General features: G+C 63.4%; 17 protein-coding genes and 1 pseudogene. 9 read left to right on the plus strand and 9 right to left on the minus strand.

Translation table 11 applies throughout. The features are described 5' to 3' along the window. Positions 1-5 precede the first annotated feature (5 nt). From GWQ44_RS06605 to coaBC, 3 genes and pseudogenes are all read right to left on the minus strand, one after another. A pseudogene (locus GWQ44_RS06605) lies at positions 6-1,406 on the minus strand (phosphomannomutase/phosphoglucomutase); the annotation flags it as partial. Positions 1,407-1,668: 262 nt separating this feature from the next. After that, positions 1,669-2,124, minus strand: a complete 456-nt coding sequence (gene dut, locus GWQ44_RS06610; protein ID WP_016703155.1) for a dUTP diphosphatase — start codon at positions 2,122-2,124, stop codon at positions 1,669-1,671. Between the two features lie 5 nt (positions 2,125-2,129). Further along, positions 2,130-3,338 (minus strand): bifunctional phosphopantothenoylcysteine decarboxylase/phosphopantothenate--cysteine ligase CoaBC, encoded by a 1,209-nt coding sequence (gene coaBC / locus GWQ44_RS06615; RefSeq protein ID WP_060841715.1) that lies wholly within the window; start codon positions 3,336-3,338, stop codon positions 2,130-2,132. A gap of 132 nt (positions 3,339-3,470) precedes the next feature. On the opposite strand from coaBC, the gene radC reads away from it, so the two are divergent. After that, entirely contained in the window at positions 3,471-4,145 is a 675-nt protein-coding gene (gene radC / locus GWQ44_RS06620; RefSeq protein WP_253128602.1) for a DNA repair protein RadC, read from the plus strand. A 48-nt stretch (positions 4,146-4,193) separates the two neighbouring features. Here the strand turns inward: radC and GWQ44_RS06625 are convergent, their stop codons facing one another. Further along, a complete protein-coding gene (locus GWQ44_RS06625) occupies positions 4,194-5,777 on the minus strand; it encodes an ABC transporter substrate-binding protein (RefSeq protein WP_253128601.1) in 1,584 nt (527 codons plus the stop codon). A 476-nt stretch (positions 5,778-6,253) separates the two neighbouring features. On the opposite strand from GWQ44_RS06625, the gene rpmB reads away from it, so the two are divergent. Both rpmB and rpmG read left to right on the plus strand, forming a co-directional pair. Then, on the plus strand, positions 6,254-6,490 hold the full coding sequence (gene rpmB, locus GWQ44_RS06630) for a 50S ribosomal protein L28 (RefSeq protein WP_011064219.1): 237 nt from the start codon (positions 6,254-6,256) through the stop codon (positions 6,488-6,490). Positions 6,491-6,501: 11 nt separating this feature from the next. Further along, on the plus strand, positions 6,502-6,657 hold the full coding sequence (rpmG, locus tag GWQ44_RS06635) for a 50S ribosomal protein L33 (protein WP_003177274.1): 156 nt from the start codon (positions 6,502-6,504) through the stop codon (positions 6,655-6,657). 58 nt (positions 6,658-6,715) lie between these two features. Here the strand turns inward: rpmG and GWQ44_RS06640 are convergent, their stop codons facing one another. After that, on the minus strand, positions 6,716-7,078 hold the full coding sequence (locus tag GWQ44_RS06640; protein ID WP_016963403.1) for a cupin domain-containing protein: 363 nt from the start codon (positions 7,076-7,078) through the stop codon (positions 6,716-6,718). 238 nt (positions 7,079-7,316) lie between these two features. On the opposite strand from GWQ44_RS06640, the gene GWQ44_RS06645 reads away from it, so the two are divergent. After that, positions 7,317-8,810: an aldehyde dehydrogenase gene (locus GWQ44_RS06645; RefSeq protein WP_047306615.1), complete on the plus strand. Its 1,494-nt coding sequence runs from the start codon at positions 7,317-7,319 to the stop codon at positions 8,808-8,810. A 140-nt stretch (positions 8,811-8,950) separates the two neighbouring features. Beyond that, positions 8,951-10,099 carry an MFS transporter gene (locus GWQ44_RS06650; protein ID WP_275926918.1) on the plus strand — a complete coding sequence of 383 codons (1,149 nt, stop codon included), beginning with the start codon at positions 8,951-8,953 and terminating at the stop codon, positions 10,097-10,099. A 3-nt stretch (positions 10,100-10,102) separates the two neighbouring features. Here GWQ44_RS06650 and GWQ44_RS06655 read toward each other — a convergent pair whose 3' ends face one another. Both GWQ44_RS06655 and GWQ44_RS06660 read right to left on the minus strand, forming a co-directional pair. Continuing rightward, on the minus strand, positions 10,103-11,668 hold the full coding sequence (locus GWQ44_RS06655) for a phospholipase D family protein (protein ID WP_016968062.1): 1,566 nt from the start codon (positions 11,666-11,668) through the stop codon (positions 10,103-10,105). 61 nt (positions 11,669-11,729) lie between these two features. After that, on the minus strand, positions 11,730-13,154 hold the full coding sequence (locus GWQ44_RS06660) for a PLP-dependent aminotransferase family protein (RefSeq protein WP_047306612.1): 1,425 nt from the start codon (positions 13,152-13,154) through the stop codon (positions 11,730-11,732). A 180-nt stretch (positions 13,155-13,334) separates the two neighbouring features. Here GWQ44_RS06660 and GWQ44_RS06665 point away from each other — a divergent pair, with 180 nt between their 5' ends. Then, positions 13,335-13,577, plus strand: a complete 243-nt coding sequence (locus GWQ44_RS06665; RefSeq protein ID WP_199012099.1) for a DUF1127 domain-containing protein — start codon at positions 13,335-13,337, stop codon at positions 13,575-13,577. A gap of 27 nt (positions 13,578-13,604) precedes the next feature. On the opposite strand, the gene GWQ44_RS06670 is transcribed toward GWQ44_RS06665, so the two are convergent. After that, positions 13,605-14,897 (minus strand): FAD-binding oxidoreductase, encoded by a 1,293-nt coding sequence (locus GWQ44_RS06670; protein WP_275926919.1) that lies wholly within the window; start codon positions 14,895-14,897, stop codon positions 13,605-13,607. Between the two features lie 148 nt (positions 14,898-15,045). On the opposite strand from GWQ44_RS06670, the gene GWQ44_RS06675 reads away from it, so the two are divergent. Next, positions 15,046-15,399 carry a YkgJ family cysteine cluster protein gene (locus GWQ44_RS06675; protein ID WP_016968065.1) on the plus strand — a complete coding sequence of 118 codons (354 nt, stop codon included), beginning with the start codon at positions 15,046-15,048 and terminating at the stop codon, positions 15,397-15,399. 62 nt (positions 15,400-15,461) lie between these two features. On the opposite strand, the gene GWQ44_RS06680 is transcribed toward GWQ44_RS06675, so the two are convergent. Beyond that, positions 15,462-15,950 (minus strand): Lrp/AsnC ligand binding domain-containing protein, encoded by a 489-nt coding sequence (locus GWQ44_RS06680; protein WP_011064210.1) that lies wholly within the window; start codon positions 15,948-15,950, stop codon positions 15,462-15,464. Positions 15,951-16,107: 157 nt separating this feature from the next. Between GWQ44_RS06680 and dadA the strand changes: the two genes are divergently transcribed. Then, positions 16,108-17,409, plus strand: coding sequence for a D-amino acid dehydrogenase (gene dadA, locus GWQ44_RS06685; protein WP_016968066.1), 1,302 nt, complete (start codon positions 16,108-16,110; stop codon positions 17,407-17,409). Then, entirely contained in the window at positions 17,381-17,734 is a 354-nt protein-coding gene (locus GWQ44_RS06690) for a RidA family protein (RefSeq protein WP_016968067.1), read from the plus strand. The genes dadA and GWQ44_RS06690 overlap by 29 nt, the downstream gene beginning before the upstream one ends. Positions 17,735-17,782: the final 48 nt, after the last annotated feature.

The following is a 17,782-nucleotide window of genomic DNA, read 5'->3' on the forward strand; positions in this document are numbered from 1 at the left end:
AACAGTCAAAACGGTAGTTGGAGATCAGGTGCAACACGTTTCAGCTGGACGTGGAACACGTCCTTAATCCGCTGCAGCTCGGCTTCGTCATCAGCCTCGAAGCGCAGCACCAGCACAGGGGTGGTATTGGAGGCGCGAACCAGGCCCCAGCCCTTGGCATAGTCGACTCGCACGCCGTCAATGGTGGTCAGGTCGGCGCCTGCGCCCCACTGCGCGTCGTGCAGGGCATCAATGATGCTGAATTTGCTCTCTTCGGTCACATGGATATTGATTTCTGGCGTAGAAATATCGTTCGGGAAGGTGGCGAACAGCTCTTCCGCAGTGGATGTTTCCTGGCTGAGGATCTCCAGCAACCGTGCGGCACTATAAATGCCGTCGTCGAAACCGAACCAGCGCTCCTTGAAGAACACATGGCCGCTCATCTCGCCGGCGAGCAGGGCGCCGGTCTGTTTCATTTTCTTTTTGATCAACGAGTGACCGGTCTTCCACATGAGCGGGCGACCGCCGTACTCCTTGATCAGCGGAATCAGCCGGCGGGTGCATTTGACGTCGAAGATGATCTCCGCGTCCGGGTTACGCGCCACCACGTCCTTGGCGAACAGCATCAGCAGGCGATCGGGGTAGACGATGCTGCCGGTGTTGGTCACCACGCCGACGCGGTCGCCGTCGCCGTCGAAGGCCAGGCCCAGGTCGGCCCCGGTTTCCTTGACCTTGGCGATCAGATCTTCGAGGTTCTCGGGCTTGCCCGGATCCGGGTGGTGGTTGGGGAAGTTGCCGTCCACCTCGCAGAACAGCGGGATGACTTCGCAGTTCAGGGCTTCGATCAACTGCGGAGCGATGACCCCGGCGGCACCGTTGCCGCAGTCCACCACGACCTTCAGGCGGCGGGCCAGCTTGATGTCGCGGGTGATCTCCTCGGCGTAGCGCGGCAGGATGTCGACCCGGGTGACGCTGCCCTGGGCACTGCTCAGGTTGTTGCTCTTGAGGCGCTGGTGCAGGGCCTGGATCTGTTCGTTGGCCAGGGTGTCGCCGGCGATGACGATCTTGAAGCCGTTGTAGTTCGACGGGTTGTGGCTGCCGGTGAGCATCACCCCGGATTTGCCGGCCAGGACATTGGCGGCGTAGTACAGGGCTGGAGTCGGCACCAGGCCAACATCGCAAACGTGGCAGCCGCTGTCTTGCAGGCCCTGAATCAGTTGCTCCACCAGCTCCGGACCGGACAGGCGGCCGTCCCGGCCTACGCAGACGTTGGGCTCGTCCTGGGCCAGGCTCTGGGAGCCGATGGCGCGGCCGATCCAGTAGGCGGTTTCGGCGGTCAGGGTTTGCGGTACAACGCCGCGGATGTCGTAGGCGCGAAAGATGCTGTCAGGAAAGGTCGGGGCGACTTTAGCTGCGTTGCTCATCACTGAGGGTGCTCCATCTGAAGGGGGGGCAGTACGGCCGGTAAATGGCGGGCCGGCAGGCTCAAACTCAAGGGTATGACGGCGGTTTCGGCATAGAGTTCGTACTGTGAAAGTGCTATCTGCCCCGGGGTGGTCTGGCCTTGACGGCTCAAGGGCCCGGCCTGGCGGGCCCGAAGCGTGATGTCGATAGCGGCGCTCGTTGGCCCTGTAATGCCCTGGCAGTCATCCTCGGGCCGGGCGAGAGGCCCGACCCGAGGCCGGGTCATCAGTGGCTGCCGGAGTGACCGAAACCGCCAGCACCGCGCTGGCTTTCGTCAAAGGCTTCAACCACCTCGAAATGCGCCTGGACCACGGGCACCAGCACCAGTTGGGCGATGCGCTCGCCGACAGCGATGTTGAAGGCGGTCTGGCCACGGTTCCAGCAGGACACCATCAGTTCGCCCTGGTAGTCCGAATCGATCAGCCCCACCAGATTGCCCAGTACGATGCCGTGCTTATGGCCCAGGCCCGAACGTGGCAGGATCAGCGCCGCCAGGCCCGGATCGCCGATGTAGACCGACAGGCCGGTTGGAATCAGCAGGGTCTGGCCCGGTTCCAGGATCGTGTCTTGCTTGAGCATGGCCCGCAGGTCGAGGCCGGCGGAGCCCGGCGTGGCGTACTGCGGCAGAGGGAATTCGTTGCCGATGCGTGGGTCGAGGATCTTGGCTTGTAAAGCGTGCATGCGAGTTAAACCTGGTTCAGCCGTTCGGCGATAAAAGAGATCAGTTGGCGGGCAATCTTGCCCTTGCTGGTCTGGGCGAAGAGAGTGGCGTGCAACTCCCGGTCAATCACGCTGCAGGCGTTTTCCTCGCTGTTGAAGCCAATGCTCGGGTTGGCCACGTCGTTGGCGACGATCAGGTCGAGGTTCTTGTCCTTCAATTTGCGTGCAGCGTAGTCGAGCAGATTCTCGGTCTCGGCGGCGAAACCGACACTGAAAGGGCGATCCGGCCGGCTGGCGATGGTGGCCAGGATGTCTGGGTTACGCACCATCTGTAGTAGCAGGCCATCACCTTTCGTAGGGTCTTTCTTTAATTTCTGTGGGGCGACGACTTCCGGGCGGTAGTCCGCGACCGCCGCAGAGGCGATGAAAACGTCGCACGGGATGGCTGCTTCACAGGCCGCGAGCATGTCGCGAGCGCTGACCACGTCGATTCGCGTGACTCTGTCGGGGGTCGGCAGGTGTACCGGTCCTGTGATCAGGGTGACCCGGGCACCGGCCTCGACAGCGGCCTCGGCCAGGGCGAAGCCCATTTTTCCTGAGCTATGGTTGGTGATGTAGCGCACCGGATCGATGTTTTCCTGGGTCGGTCCGGCGGTGATCAGCAGGTGTTTGCCGGTCAGTGCCTGGTGCTGGAAGCAGTCGGCGGCGCACAGCGCCAGATCGTTGGCTTCCAGCATGCGGCCCAGGCCGACGTCGCCACAGGCCTGGCTTCCGGAGGCCGGGCCGAAGACCCGCAGGCCGCGACTTTGCAGCAGTTGGGTGTTGGCCTGGGTGGCCGGATCGCGCCACATGGCCTGGTTCATGGCAGGAGCGATGGCGACGGTGGCATCGGTGGCCAGGACCAGGGTCGTCAGCAGGTCGTCGGCAATGCCCTGGGCCAGGCGGGCAATCAGGTCGGCGGTGGCGGGGGCGATCAGCACCAGGTCGGCCCATTTGGCCAGCTCGATATGGCCCATGGCGGCTTCGGCGGCCGGATCCAGCAGGTCGAGGTGAACAGGGTGCCCGGAGAGGGCCTGCATGGTCAGCGGGGTGATGAATTCACTGCCGCCCCGGGTCATGACCACGCGCACTTCGGCGCCCTGGTCGAGGAGTCGGCGAACCAGCTCCGCGCTCTTATAGGCGGCAATGCCGCCGCCGACGCCGAGCACGATGCGTTTCCGATACAGCCGCTGCATAGGCCTGTCTTTCCGTTCAGTGATTGCTGCGTGGCATGCCCCCTCCCCAGGTGAAATACCACGCAAAAAGAGGGTGGCTAAGATAGCACAGCGCCCGCTGTGGAACAGCGGCGCCATGCACAGGGAGGTGTGATGAGTATTCGTGATTGGCCCGCGGCAGAGCGCCCGCGGGAGCGGCTTCTGGAGCAGGGCGCCGTCAGTCTTTCCGACGCCGAGCTGCTGGCTATTTTCCTGCGTACCGGGGTGGCCGGAAAAAGCGCTGTGGACCTGGCGCGGCACTTGTTGCAGCGTTTCGGCAGCCTGCGGCGGCTGCTGGAGGCGGATCAAATGACCTTCACTCGGCAACTGGGGCTAGGCCCGGCCAAGTACGCCTTGCTGCAGGCCGTGCTGGAGATGGCGCGCCGGCATCTGGCGGAAAGGCTCCACCGGCAGTCCGCGCTGGAGAGCCCGCTGGTGGTGCGCGATTACCTGAAGTCGATGCTGCGGCACCAGCCGCACGAGGTGTTTGGCTGTCTGTTTCTCGACACCAAGCATCGGGTCCTGGCCTTTGAGGTGTTGTTTCAGGGGTCGATCGACAGCACCACGGTTTACCCGCGACAGGTGCTCAAGCGCACCCTGGCGCATAACGCGGCGGCGGTGATTCTCTGTCATAACCATCCGTCGGGCATCTGTGAGCCCAGCCCGGCTGACCGGATCGTCACCCGGCGCTTGCAGGAGGCGCTGGAGTTGATCGATGTCCGGGTGCTGGACCACTTCATCGTTGGCGAGGGTGATCCGTTGTCCATGGCCGAGTACGGCTGGATCTGAGCGTGGCACGCCTCAACGCCGTTGCTGGCCTTGAGGCGCGCCTGCGGTTCATTTCACGCTGACCTTCGAGTAGTCCTGACGGCCGAAGGGGCTCACTTGATAGCCCTCGACCTGCTGGCGGGTCAGGGCGAAAGCGGTCGGGTGGGCCAGGGGCAGCCACAGCGCCTGCTGCTGGATCTGGGTCTGGGCCTGCTGGTACAGCTTGCTGCGCACACCCTGTTCGCTGGTGGTCTTGCCGGCGGTGATCAGCTTGTCCAGGTTCTGGTCGCAATAGCGGGCGAAGTTGGTGCCGGATTTGACGGCGGCGCAGGTGAACTGGGGTGTGAGGAAGTTATCCGGGTCGCCGTTGTCGCCGGACCAACCCATGAACAGCAGGTCATGCTCGCCGGCTTTGGCCCGACGGATCAGCTCGCCCCATTCGATCACCCGGATCTCGGCCTGGATCCCCACCTGGGCCAGGTCCGCTTGCAGCAGTTGGGCGCCCAGGCTGGGGTTGGGATTGAGCAGGCTGCCGGAGGGGCGGGTCCAGATGGTGGTCTCGAAACCGTTTTTCAGGCCGGCCTTGGCCAGGAGCTGGCGCGCTTTTTCCGGGTCGTGGGCATAGCCAGGCAGTTCCTTGGCGTAGCTCCAGGTATTGGGCGGATACGGGCCGTTGGCGGCCTCGGCGGTGTCTTCGAACACGGCCTTGAGGTAATGGGGCTTGTCGAAGGCCAGGTTGATTGCCTGGCGCACTTCGGGCTTGTCCAGGGGCGGATGCTGGCTGTTGATCGCGACGAAGGCAGTCATGAAGGCCGCGGTTTTCTCGACCTTCAGCGTGGGGTCTTCACTGGCAGCCTGGACGTCCAGGGGCTTGGGTGACAGGGCGATCTGGCACTCGTTGCGTCGCAGCTTCTGCAGGCGCACGTTGGCGTCCGGGGTGATGGCGAAGATCAGCGAGTCCACTGCCGGTTTGCCGGCAAAGTAGTCGCGGTTGGCCTTGTAGCGGATCGACGCGTCTTTCTGGAAGCGTCCGAAAATAAAGGGGCCGCTGCCGATCGGCTGGCTGTTGAGCTTCTCCGGGGTGCCGGCCTTGAGCAGTTGGTCGGCGTATTCCGCAGAGTAGATCGAGGCAAAGCCCATGCTCAGGGTGGCAAGGAAGGTCGAGTCGGCGTGATCCAGGGTGAAGCGCACGGTCAGCGGATCCAGGGCGTCGATTCTCTTGATCAGGCTGGGCAGTTGCAGGGACTGGGCGTGCGGGAAGCCGCTCTGGGTGACCTTGTGCCACGGGTGGGCCGGATCGAGCATGCGCTCGAAGCTGAACTTGACGTCTTCGGCGCTCAACTCGCGGCTGGGGCTGAAGTAGTCGGTGCGGTGGAACTTGACCTTGGGGTGCAGCTTGAAGACATAGCTCAGGCCATCGGCGGACACCTCCCAGCTGTCGGCCAGGCTGGGGACCACCTTGCCGCTGGCGGCATCGAACTCCACCAGGCGATTCATCAGCACGTCGGCGGACGCGTTGGTGGTGGTCAGCGAGTTGTATTGCACCACGTCGAAGCCTTCCGGGCTGGCTTCGGTGCAGACGCTCAATGCGGCGGCCTGGGCCAATGGGCTCAGAAGAGGGGCGAGCAGGAGCGGGAGGGCGGCGAGACGCATGGTCGGGTTCCTTGTGCAGATCGAAGGCCCATCTGCGAGTGCAGTCTGGAAATGCCCTACCCTAGTGACCTCTTTATCAAATGACTATCCCCTTTTGTATCCGGGGCCAAAACCTGGAGTGGCGCCTGCGCCCCGCAGGCAATTCCTGGCCGATTCGGCGCCTTGGGCGTGGCGAATTCTCTGTTGGCGAAGGTCGCCAATATATTCTGCGACGAGCGGTAGATTTCTGCGGTAGCCTTTGCCGCAGGCGTCCGGCGCGAGAAAATCAGGACTTTTCATCATCCTGCGCACAGCGGCTGTTGTTGCTATGGGGTCTTTCTGGTATAAAGCAGCGCTCTTTTCTAGGGGCCCGGTTCCTTCGCTTGTAGGTGTAGCCGGTAAGACCCTAAAGAAACGCGGCGCCTGGCGCCAAATGACTGAGAGATTAAGCGGCCAACCCATGCCGGGTTGGGCATGTGGTTTTAGAGGGCTGAGGCATGTCTAGAGTCTGTCAAGTTACCGGTAAGGGTCCGGTGACTGGGAATAACATTTCCCACGCAAACAACAAAACCCGTCGTCGTTTCCTGCCGAACCTGCAGCATCACCGCTTCTGGGTTGAGTCCGAGAAACGCTTTGTGCGTCTGCGCGTATCTGCCAAAGGCATGCGTATCATCGACAAGCGCGGCATTGATGTCGTGCTGGCCGAAATCCGTCGCGATGGCGGCAAGGTTTAAGGGAGCTAATCATGCGTGAATTGATTCGTTTGATCTCGAGCGCCGGTACTGGTCACTTCTACACTACCGACAAGAACAAGCGTACTACTCCGGACAAAATCGAGATCAAGAAATATGATCCGGTTGTTCGCAAGCACGTGATCTACAAGGAAGGCAAAATCAAGTAATTGATTTTTCTTCTGACAAAAAAACCCGCCTTCAAGCGGGTTTTTTTGTGCCTGGGATTCAGGCTTTCTGTTCGAAGGCCACGTAGACCTTGCGGCAGGGCTCCAGCACTTCCCAGGTGCCCTTGAAGCCGGCCGGGATCACGAAGCGATCGCCGACACGCAGGGTCTTGGTGTTGCCATCGTGGTCCCGCAGCACCGACACACCCTGAAGAATCTCGCAGTATTCGTGCTCGGTGAAGTTCACCGTCCATTGGCCCACGGCGCCTTCCCAGATCCCGGCATTGAGTTGCCCACAGGGGCTGGCGTAATGGTTGAACACCGCTTGCTCGGGATCGCCCTTGAGGACTTTCTCTGGAGCGGGGCGGTAGCGTTCGCCCTCGGTGTTGGCCTGGCTGAAGTCGACGACGTTGTGGATGCTCATTCTTGTAATCCCCCGTGATTGCGGCGCGAGTGGCTATGAAGGCCAAAGTCTATGTTTATTAAAATGCACATAGCAATGGCGTTTGCCCGGGCTTTGTCAAATATATTGAAAGTACAGGTGTCGCTGGTTTAGGGTGGCGGGTGCCTTTGGCCGAAAACAGGCTGGCCGGGCAGAATTCTTCATGAGTGCCGGCGTAGTTCGCGTGGCGCTTGTATTCAAATAAGAGGAGGACACTCGTATGACCACCCTGACTCGTGCCGACTGGGAACAACGTGCCCGCGACCTGAAAATCGAAGGCCGCGCCTACATCAACGGTGAATACACCGCAGCCGTTTCCAACGACACTTTCGAGTGCATCAGCCCGGTTGACGGCCGTGTACTGGCGAGCATTGCCAGCTGTGACGCCGTCGATGCCCAGCGCGCCGTGGACAATGCCCGCGCCACCTTCAATTCCGGCGTCTGGTCGCGCCTGGCGCCGGCCAAGCGCAAGTCCGTGATGATCCGTTTTGCCGGCCTGCTCAAGCAGCACGCCGAGGAGCTGGCGCTCCTGGAAACCCTGGACATGGGCAAGCCCATCAGCGACTCCCTGCAGATCGACGTTCCCGGCGCGGCGCAAGCCCTGAGCTGGAGCGGCGAGGCCATCGACAAGATCTACGACGAAGTCGCCGCCACCCCCCATGACCAGCTGGGTCTTGTCACCCGCGAGCCCGTGGGCGTGGTCGCGGCCATCGTGCCGTGGAACTTCCCGCTGATGATGGCCTGCTGGAAACTGGGCCCGGCGCTGTCCACCGGCAACTCGGTGATCCTCAAGCCTTCGGAAAAATCCCCGCTGACCGCCATCCGCATCGCCGCCCTGGCCGTCGAGGCCGGGATTCCGGCCGGCGTGTTCAACGTGCTGCCGGGCTACGGCCACACCGTGGGCAAGGCCCTGGCCCTGCACATGGACGTGGACACCCTGGTGTTCACCGGTTCCACCAAGATCGCCAAGCAACTCTTGGTGTACTCCGGTGAATCCAACATGAAGCGTGTCTGGCTGGAAGCCGGCGGCAAGAGCCCGAACATCGTGTTCGCCGATGCCCCGGACCTGCAGGCCGCCGCCGAATCCGCCGCCAGCGCCATTGCCTTCAACCAGGGTGAGGTCTGCACCGCCGGTTCCCGCCTGCTGGTGGAACGCTCGATCAAGGACAAATTCCTGCCACTGGTGATCGAGGCCCTCAAGGGCTGGAAGCCGGGCAACCCGCTGGATCCGGCCACCAACGTCGGCGCCCTGGTGGACACCCAGCAGATGAACACCGTGCTGTCCTACATCGAGGCCGGTCATGCCGATGGCGCCAAGCTGGTGGCCGGTGGCAAGCGCACCCTTCAGGAAACCGGCGGCACCTACGTGGAGCCGACGATTTTCGATGGCGTCAGCAACGCCATGAAGATCGCCCAGGAAGAGATCTTTGGCCCGGTGCTGTCGGTGATCGCCTTCGACAGCGTGGAAGAGGCGATCCAGATTGCCAACGACACCCCTTACGGGCTGGCGGCCGCCGTGTGGACCGCGAACATCTCCAAGGCCCACCAGACCGCCAAGGCCCTGCGGGCCGGTAGCGTCTGGGTCAACCAGTACGACGGTGGCGACATGACCGCGCCTTTCGGCGGCTTCAAGCAGTCGGGCAACGGTCGTGACAAGTCGCTGCACGCGTTCGACAAGTACACCGAGCTGAAAGCGACCTGGATCAAGCTCTGAGCCTTCGGATTTGAGGCCAGGCGCCCCCAGGGGCGCTTTCGCCGACAGCCCTCGATCCACAGCGCAGCCGGACTTTCCGCCAGGGGAGTCCGGCTGTGTTGTCTGTGCCTTGCAGAACAATCATCCACAGGAGCGTGGGAATGCCTTGGGCGACCTATTTCGCCGTTTTATCCGCTGTCTTGAGTGTCGGGCTGGCCCTGGGCATGACCATGCCCCTGGTGTCCTTTCGCCTGGAAAGCTGGGGTTACGGGCCCTTTGCGATTGGCGTGGTGGCGGCGATGCCGGCGATTGGCGTGTTACTCGGCGCGAAGATTTCCAGTCGCCTGGCGGCCCGTTTCGGCACCGCCAACCTGATGCGTCTGTGTCTGTGGGCGGGGGCGATTTCCATCGGTTTACTGGCGCTGTTGCCCAGTTATCCGGTGTGGCTGGCGCTGCGCCTGCTCCTCGGTGTGGTGCTGACCATCATCTTTATTCTGGGGGAGAGCTGGATCAACCAGCTGGTGGTGGAGCAGTGGCGGGGGCGGCTGGTAGCGCTGTATGGCAGCGGCTATGCCCTGAGCCAGCTGGCCGGTCCGCTGCTGCTGGGGGTTCTGGGCACCCAGCAGGACTACGGTTTCTGGGTTTCTGTGGGGCTGTTAGTGGCGGCGCCTCTGCTGCTGTTGGGACGCAATGGCGCGCCGAGCACCGAGTCGTGCAATGTCACCCTGATCGATCTCTGGCGTTTCTGTCAGGCGCTGCCGGCCATTGGTTGGGCGGTGGCCTTGTTCGCGACTTTCGAGGCGCTGATCCTGACCCTGCTTCCGGTTTATTGCCTGAGCCAGGGCTTCACCGAGGACGTGGCTCTCGCCATGGTCAGCACCGTGGTGGTGGGGGATGCGTTGTTGCAGTTGCCAATTGGAGCCTTGGCCGATCGCATTTCCCGGCGCGGTTTGTTCACCGGTTGCGCGGCGATCCTGCTGGGCTCCAGCCTGGCCATTCCGCTGTTGCTGGACAGCGTGCTGATCTGGCCGTTGTGGGTGCTGTTCGGCGCCAGCGCCGGCGGCTTGTTCACCTTGTCGCTGATTCTGATCGGGGAGCGTTATCGCGATGATGCGCTGGTGCGGGCCAATGCCCATGTGGCGCAACTCTGGGGCATCGGCTGCCTGATCGGTCCCCTGGTGGCCGGGGCGGGAAGTCAGTGGGTCAGTGGTCACGCCATGTTGCTGCTGGTGGCGGCGGGCGCCTTGGGCCTGTTGCTCCTGCTGCTGCGCCAGGGCGCCTTCGGCACGGCCCAGGCGCAGCCCCAGTAGCGTTCAGAGCATGCGCTCCAGGCCGACGCGGGTGCTCAGCCAGGCGTTGATGCGCCGCCACCAGTTGCCAGGCTCGTGGCTCAGGCTGTGCAGTCGGCCCTGGTCTTCGGTGACCCAGACCAGTCGGCCGTCCTCTAGCTTGACTTGATAGCTCAGGGCCGGTGCCATCCCTTGCTCGGCCAGCGCGCGCAGGTGTTCGGCCAGTTCCGGGCTGTCCACCAGGACCCCGACTTCGGTGTTCCACAGCACCGAGCGCGGGTCGAAGTTGAACGAGCCGATAAAGGATTTCTGCCGGTCGAAAATCATCGCCTTGCTGTGCAGGCTCGAATCCGAACCGCGCCAGGTGCCGCGCAAAAGGTGCGGGCCGCTGCCGCGGTGGTCGCCGGGCTGGCGGCGCAATTCGAACAGTCTCACCCCGTGCTCCAGCAGGGCCTTGCGGTAAGGCGCGTAGCCACCGTGCACCACCGGCACATCGGTGGCTTCCAGGGAGTTGGTCAGGAGGCTCACGTGCACTCCGGCGTCGGCGCGCCCGGTGAGGTACACCAGGCCTGGCTGGCCGGGCACGAAGTAGGCCGAAATCATGATCAGTTCCTTGTTGACCCCTTGCAGCTCCGGCGCCAGCTGGGTGGTCAGCAGCAGGTGCGGGTCGGGATCGCCCTTGGCCAGGACCTTGGTCGGTGCGTCCCACAGGGCCTGGTTCCAGGCCCAGATCAGCTCCTTGCGCCAGATCTCCATGCGCGGCTGGGTCTGGTAGGTCTTCAGTTGCCGGTACAGCGCCTGGTTTTGTCGACGGTTGTCCTGCAGCGATTCCTCCAGGCGCTGGCGCGTGTTGTCCAGGGCCTTGGTCGAGGGGGCGTGGCGGAGGAACTCGCCGATGGGCCGGCTCAGGGCGCTGTTCCAGTACTGGTCGAAACTGTGCCCCAGCTGCTCTGCCACGGGGCCGACGCTGAACATGTCGATATCGGTGAAGTTCAGGTTCGGCTCGGCATCGAAGTACTCGTCCCCCAGGTTGCGTCCGCCGACGATGGCCACGCTGTTGTCCGCCAGCCACAGCTTGTTGTGCATGCGCCGGTGTTGTTGCGACAGGTTGAACAGGCGCCCCATGGCCCGGGTCAGCCCGGTGCTGCGGCCCAGGTGCAGCGGGTTGAACAGGCGGATCTGGATCTGCGGGTGGGCGGCCAGGGTGGCGATGATCTGGTCCAGGCCGTCGCTGGTGGTGTCGTCCAGCAGGATGCGCACCCGCACGCCCCGGTCGGCGGCCTTGAGCAGTTCATGCACCAGCATCCGGGTGCTGATGCCGTCGTGGACGATGTAGTACTGCAGGTCGAGGCTGCTCTGGGCGTTGCGGATCAGCTCGGCGCGGGCCATGAAGGCTTCGGTGCTGTTGGGCAGCAAGCGAAAGCCCGAGCGACCCTGGTAGGGGGCGGCCTGGGCGCGGATGGACTGGGCGAAGCTGGAGTCGTTGGCGGCCAGTGCCTGGCTCGGCTCGTAGGGCACGTCAAGGGTGCTGCAGCCGCCCAGCCCGAGGCTCAGGATCAGCGGCAGGAAAAACGCCTGTATACGGCTCAAGTCAGGTCATCTCGCATCACGGCACGGGTTGGCAGGGTGTGGCTGGCGTCGGGGCCGGGCTTCAGTCCTGGGTTTCGCTGAGCAGCTCGATGGCTGTGGCGCCGACTTTGCGTACCGCGTCTTCGATCTGCGCGGTTGGCTTGGCAGCGTAGTTCATCCGCAGGCAATTGCGGTACTTGCCCGACGCGGAAAAGATGCTGCCCACGGCGATCTGCACCCCCTGATCCAGCAGCATGCGGTTGAGCTTCAGAGCGTCGAAACCCTCGGGGAGTTCGATCCACAGCATGAAACTGCCCTGGGGCCGGCTGGCCCGGGTGCCCGCCGGAAAGTAGCGGCTGACCCAGTCGAGCATCAGGTCGCGATTGCGCTGGTATTGAGTGCGCATCTTGCGCAAGTGGGGCTCGAAATGGCCGTTTTTCAGAAAGTCGGCGATGGCCACCTGCGGCTGCGGCGCCGTGGAGCCGGTGCTGATGTACTTCATGTGCAGCACCCGCTCCAGATAGCGCCCGGGCGCGACCCAGCCGATGCGCAGGCCGGGGGCCAGGGTCTTGGAGAAGGAGCTGCACAACAGCACCCGGCCGTCGTCGTCGAAGGACTTGATGGTGCGCGGGCGCGGGTAGGTGTAGGCCAGCTCGCCATACACATCGTCCTCGATGATCGCCACGTCGAAGCGTTGGGCCAGGGTCAAGAGGGCCCGCTTGCGCGACTCCGGCATGATGTAGCCCAGCGGGTTGTTGCAGTTGGGGGTCAACTGTATGGCCTTGATCGGCCACTGTTCCAGGGCCAGCTCCAGGGCTTCCAGGCTGATCCCGGTAATCGGGTCGGTGGGGATTTCCAGGGCCTTCATGCCCAGGCCCTTGAGGGTCTGCATGGCGCCGTGAAAGCTCGGCGAGTCAACGGCGACGATATCCCCCGGTTCGCATATGGCGCGAATGCTGGAAGACAGGGCTTCGTGGCAGCCGGTGGTGATCACCAGGTCGTTGGGCCCCAGCTGACAGCCGGAATCCAGCATCAGCCGCGCCACCTGCTCGCGCAACTCCAGCACGCCGTAGATGTTGTCGTAGTGCAGGCCGGGCATGTCCTGGCGCCGACTGAGCCGGGCCAGGGCCCGCAGCAGGGGCTTCATGGTCGGCGTGGTGATGTCCGGCATGCCGCGGCCCAGTTGCACCACGTCCTTGCGCGGCACGGCGCGGATCAGCTCCAGGACCTGGTCCCATTGCGAGATTTCCACTGGCCTTTGCGCCGGACGCCCGACTGCCGGCAAGGCGGGCAGCTCGCGACTGGGCGGCACGAAATACCCGGACTTGGGCTTGGGCATCGCCAAGCCGTTGTCTTCCAGCAAGCGATAGGCCTGCTGCACGGTGCTCAGGCTGACCCCGTGCTCGACGCTCAGGGCGCGTACCGAGGGCAGTCGATCTCCCGGGCGGTAGAAGCCCTGTTCGATGCGGGTGCCCAGGAGTTCGGCGAGGTTCACATAGAGGGTCATGGCGTGGGCTCGAAGTGACGGTGGCTAAGAACCAGTACAGATGGGGCAAAAATACAGGATTCAGCGCTATTTCTGGCAAAACTGTATGGAGTTAATAGCGCTGTTTTGAGTCTGTAATGGTTTTGTGGCGCCACGCATCATGTCTGCTCATGGCAATTTGAGCAAACAGGAGCGATGCAGATGAACGGCTTGAGCGATGTGCGGCTGTCGTTACGCGGTCAGGAGCTGGAGGCGGAGCATGAAGGATCGGCGGCGACTCTGCCGCGCAGCGCGCCATCGGGCTTGAGCACCTGGGGGCTGTACTGGCATCGGCTGCGCACCCGCAAGGCATTGCTGGAGCTGACCGCCGAGCAGCTGCGCGATGTCGGATTGAACCCTGAGCAAGCGCGGGCCGAGGGCCTCAAGCCATTCTGGCGTCTGTGACCGGCGGCGCTTGGCTGGCGCTGGCCGTCAGACCAGCTCCTTCAGGCGATGCCAGAGCATGCCCAGGGCCAGCAGCGGCGAGCGCAGGTGCTTGCCGCCGGGGAAGGTGATGTGTGGCACCTTGGCGAACAGGTCGAAGCCACCGCCGTGCTGACCGCTGATGGCCTCGCCCAGCAGTTTGCCCGCCAGGTGGGTGGCATTCAGGCCGTGGCCGGAATAGGCCTGGGCGTAATACACATTGGGCTGGTCCTTGAGGCGGCCGATCTGCGGCAGGCGGTTGGCACCGATGCCGATCATGCCGCCCCATTGATAGTCGATCTTCACTGCGGCCAGTTGCGGGAACACCGCCAGCATCTTTGGCCGCATGTAGGCGGCGATGTCCTTGGGGTCGCGTCCCGAGTAGTGGCAGGCACCGCCGAACAGCAGGCGCCGGTCGGCCGAGAGTCGGTAGTAGTCCAGGGCCACGCGCTGGTCGCAGACGGCCATGTTCTGAGGCAGCAGTTCCCGGGCCTGGGCCGGGCTCAAGGGCTCGGTGGCAATGATGTAGCTGCCGGCCGGGAGCACTTTGCCCCCCAGTTGCGGATTGAGGTCGTTGAGGTAGGCATTGCAGCCCAGGACCAGGGTCTTGGCGCGAACCCTGCCCCGGGCGCTGTGCACCTTGACCTCGGGACCGTAGTCGATGCGGGTGACGGCCGAGTGCTCGAACAGGCGCACGCCCATCTGCTGCGCCGCCCGGGCTTCGCCCAGGGCCAGGTTGAGCGGGTGCAGATGGCCGGAGCCCATGTCGATCAGGCCGCCAACGTAGCGCTTGGAACCCACCACGCTGTGCATCTCATCGGCCTGCAACAGGCGGGTTTCATGGCGATAGCCCAGGCTGCGCAGCTCCTCGGCGTCTGCGGCGAAGCCTTCAAGGTCCGCCGGCTTGTTGGCCAGGTCGCAGTAGCCCCAGGTCAGGTCACAGGGGATCTGCAGGCGCTCGATGCGCTGACGGACGATGTCCACGGCTTCCAGGCCCATGAGTTTCATCTGCCGCACACCGTCGCTGCCGATCACCTTGGTGAACTGCTCCAGGCCGTGGCCGACCCCGCGAATCAGTTGTCCGCCGTTGCGCCCACTGGCGCCCCAGCCGATCTTGCGGGCTTCCAGCAGGACCACGTTGAACCCGCGCTCGGCCAGTTCCAGCGCGGTATTGAGCCCGGAGAACCCGCCACCGACCACGCAGACATCGGCCGTCAGCTCGCCCGCCAGGGCCGGATAGTCGGGCTGCGGCAGGCTGCTGGCGGCGTAATAGGAGGCGGCGTGCTGAGGGCTGGCGGGCATGGAAAGCGTCCTGATTGTGGCGTCTGGAAAAATGCACGGAGCATAAGCCGGGGCTTTCCGTCGCGGCAACCGCGGGACGCCCGGCCCTGTCTGCTGCGGGGCATTTGAGGCAGAATCCACGGCTGTTCCCGTCCCGGTAGCCTTTTTCATGAGCTGTAACCGTCAAATCGTCCGCAGCCTGCGTCAGCAGATTCCGTCTTTCGAGTGCGTTCCTGGTTGCCACGACTGCTGCGGCCCGGTGACCACCTCGCCGGAGGAAATGTCCCGCCTGCCACGCAAGACCGCTGCCGAGCAGGAGGCCGCCATGGACGAACTCAACTGTGTGCACCTGGGACCCAACGGCTGCACGGTGTATGACGAGCGTCCGCTGATCTGCCGTCTGTTCGGCACCACGCCGAGCCTGCCGTGCCCCAATGGTCGGCGCCCGGTGGAGATGATCCATCCCCGGGTCGAAAAACAGATTCACGATTACATGGCCAGCAATCGCCAGGTGCTGGTCTAGCCCGCCACAGCTGGTAGGCGCCGGCTTGCCGGCGAAAGCGCCCTGGACCTGTGCCCCTCATCTCAATCCGGAATCGGCAGGCTCAGGCTCTCCTTCACCTCTTCCATGACGATGTAGCTCTTGGATTCCCGCACATGGGGCAGCTTGAGCAGGATGTCCCCCAGCAGCTTGCGATAGGACGCCATCTCCGAGATCCGCGCCTTGACCAGATAGTCGAAGTCGCCGGACACCAGATGGCACTCCAGCACGTGGGGCAGCTTCAGCACCGCTCGGCGAAATTCCTCGAAGGTATCGCCGGACTTGTAGTCCAGGCTGATCTCGACAAACACCAGCAGGCTGCCCTTGAGGTGCTGCGGGTTGAGCCGGGCGTTGTAGCCCATGATGATTCCCTCGCGCTCCAGGCGACGCACTCGCTCGGTGCAGGGGGTGGTGGACAGTCCGACCCGCTCCCCCAGCTCGGTGAAGGAAATGCGTCCATCGGCCTGGAGAATCCGCAGGATATTGCGATCTATCTTGTCCAGGGCACGACGAGTCTGATGATTGGTGCGCATAGGGGATGCCCCTCCGTGAAAAGCGATATTGCCGAGAATTCTCGCCAAATATAGGCGGTTATATAGTGAAAATCACTGCTCAATGTTTCTTACACTGCGCCCATCTTTGCTCTGAATAACAAACGTCAGCGGTCATGCCGCGATGAGGGAAATGAAAATGCGCGTTCTGGTCTTGGGCAGTGGCGTTATCGGAACTACCAGTGCCTATTACCTGGCCCGGGCCGGGTTTGAAGTGACAGTGGTGGACCGCCAGCCGGCTGCAGCCATGGAAACCAGCTTCGCCAACGCCGGTCAGGTTTCGCCTGGCTATGCCTCGCCCTGGGCAGCCCCGGGCGTGCCGCTCAAGGCCATCAAGTGGCTGCTGCAACGCCACGCGCCGCTGGCGATCAAGGCCACCGCCGATATCGATCAATACCTGTGGATGGCGCAGATGCTGCGCAACTGCACCGCCAGCCGCTATGCAGTGAACAAAGAGCGCATGGTGCGCCTGTCCGAATACAGCCGTGACTGCCTCGACGAGCTGCGGGCGGAAACCGGCATCGCCTACGAAGGCCGCAGCCTGGGTACCACCCAGCTGTTCCGCACCCAGGCGCAACTGGATGGCGCAGCCAAGGACATCGCCGTGCTCAAGGAGTCCGGCGTGCCGTTTGAACTGCTGGACCGCGAAGGCATCGCCCGGGTCGAGCCGGCCCTGGCCAGCGTCACCGATATCCTCGCCGGTGCCCTGCGCCTGCCCAACGACCAGACTGGCGACTGCCAGATTTTCACCACGCGCCTGGCGGAAATGGCCGCCAAGCTGGGTGTGGAATTCCGTTTTGGCCAGGACATTCAGCGCATCGACTTCGCCGGTGACCGGATCAATGGCGTGTGGATCGACGGCAAGCTGGAAACCGCCGACCGCTACGTGCTGGCCCTGGGCAGCTATTCGCCACAACTGCTCAAGCCGCTGGGCATCAAGGCCCCGGTGTACCCGCTCAAGGGTTACTCGCTGACCGTGCCGATCACCAACCCGGCCATGGCCCCGACTTCGACCATCCTCGACGAAACCTACAAGGTCGCGATCACCCGTTTCGACAATCGCATCCGGGTTGGCGGCATGGCTGAGATCGCCGGTTTTGACCTGTCGCTGAACCCGCGCCGGCGTGAAACGCTGGAGATGATCGTCAACGATCTCTATCCTCAGGGCGGCGATCTGTCCCAGGCCAGTTTCTGGACCGGCCTGCGTCCAACCACCCCGGACGGCACGCCGATTGTTGGCTCGACGCCGTTCAAGAACCTGTTCCTCAATACCGGTCACGGCACCCTTGGCTGGACCATGGCTTGCGGTTCCGGTCGTTTGCTGGCGGATCTGATGGCCAAGAAAAAGCCGCAGATCAGCGCCGAAGGCCTCGATATTTCCCGTTATGGCAACCCTCAGGAGTCAGCTAAACATGTCAATCCAGCGCCAGCTCACCAATGAGCGCATGAGCCAGATCGTCGTTCACGGCGGCACGGTGTATCTGTCTGGCCAAGTCGGCGATGACATGCAGGCCGGGATTGAACAGCAAACCCGGGAGACCCTGGCCAACATCGAACGTCTGCTGGACCTGGCTGGCACCGACAAGAGCAAGCTGCTGTCGGTGACCATCTACCTCAAGGACATCGATGCTCATTTCGAAGGCATGAACAGTGTCTGGGACCAGTGGCTGCCAAAAGGCGTGGCACCGGCCCGGGCCACCGTAGAAGCCAAGCTCTGCGAGCCGGAAATCCTCATCGAGCTTTCCGTGGTGGCTGCTCTGCCTTAAGCGACAAGATCCCTCTCCCGGTGCCGGTGGCGGCCAGCCGTCATCCAG

Origin of the sequence: Pseudomonas sp. 3MA1 (assembly GCF_029237275.1) — a bacterium.
Taxonomy (GTDB): domain Bacteria; phylum Pseudomonadota; class Gammaproteobacteria; order Pseudomonadales; family Pseudomonadaceae; genus Aquipseudomonas; species Aquipseudomonas fluorescens_AP.

What these genes read in the sequence shown, in the direction of transcription:
- GWQ44_RS06640 (WP_016963403.1), bottom strand. Translation starts at nt 7,078, where the DNA reads ATGAGCATCCACAACGTCGTCGACTTCAGCCAGGCCAACACCGAGGGC.
- dut (WP_016703155.1), bottom strand. Translation starts at nt 2,124, where the DNA reads ATGCACGCTTTACAAGCCAAGATCCTCGACCCACGCATCGGCAACGAA.
- dadA (WP_016968066.1), top strand. Translation starts at nt 16,108, where the DNA reads ATGCGCGTTCTGGTCTTGGGCAGTGGCGTTATCGGAACTACCAGTGCC.
- GWQ44_RS06645 (WP_047306615.1), top strand. Translation starts at nt 7,317, where the DNA reads ATGACCACCCTGACTCGTGCCGACTGGGAACAACGTGCCCGCGACCTG.
- GWQ44_RS06665 (WP_199012099.1), top strand. Translation starts at nt 13,335, where the DNA reads ATGAACGGCTTGAGCGATGTGCGGCTGTCGTTACGCGGTCAGGAGCTG.
- radC (WP_253128602.1), top strand. Translation starts at nt 3,471, where the DNA reads ATGAGTATTCGTGATTGGCCCGCGGCAGAGCGCCCGCGGGAGCGGCTT.
- GWQ44_RS06670 (WP_275926919.1), bottom strand. Translation starts at nt 14,897, where the DNA reads ATGCCCGCCAGCCCTCAGCACGCCGCCTCCTATTACGCCGCCAGCAGC.
- GWQ44_RS06690 (WP_016968067.1), top strand. Translation starts at nt 17,381, where the DNA reads ATGTCAATCCAGCGCCAGCTCACCAATGAGCGCATGAGCCAGATCGTC.
- GWQ44_RS06680 (WP_011064210.1), bottom strand. Translation starts at nt 15,950, where the DNA reads ATGCGCACCAATCATCAGACTCGTCGTGCCCTGGACAAGATAGATCGC.
- rpmB (WP_011064219.1), top strand. Translation starts at nt 6,254, where the DNA reads ATGTCTAGAGTCTGTCAAGTTACCGGTAAGGGTCCGGTGACTGGGAAT.
- GWQ44_RS06660 (WP_047306612.1), bottom strand. Translation starts at nt 13,154, where the DNA reads ATGACCCTCTATGTGAACCTCGCCGAACTCCTGGGCACCCGCATCGAA.
- GWQ44_RS06675 (WP_016968065.1), top strand. Translation starts at nt 15,046, where the DNA reads ATGAGCTGTAACCGTCAAATCGTCCGCAGCCTGCGTCAGCAGATTCCG.
- rpmG (WP_003177274.1), top strand. Translation starts at nt 6,502, where the DNA reads ATGCGTGAATTGATTCGTTTGATCTCGAGCGCCGGTACTGGTCACTTC.
- coaBC (WP_060841715.1), bottom strand. Translation starts at nt 3,338, where the DNA reads ATGCAGCGGCTGTATCGGAAACGCATCGTGCTCGGCGTCGGCGGCGGC.
- GWQ44_RS06650 (WP_275926918.1), top strand. Translation starts at nt 8,951, where the DNA reads ATGCCTTGGGCGACCTATTTCGCCGTTTTATCCGCTGTCTTGAGTGTC.
- GWQ44_RS06625 (WP_253128601.1), bottom strand. Translation starts at nt 5,777, where the DNA reads ATGCGTCTCGCCGCCCTCCCGCTCCTGCTCGCCCCTCTTCTGAGCCCA.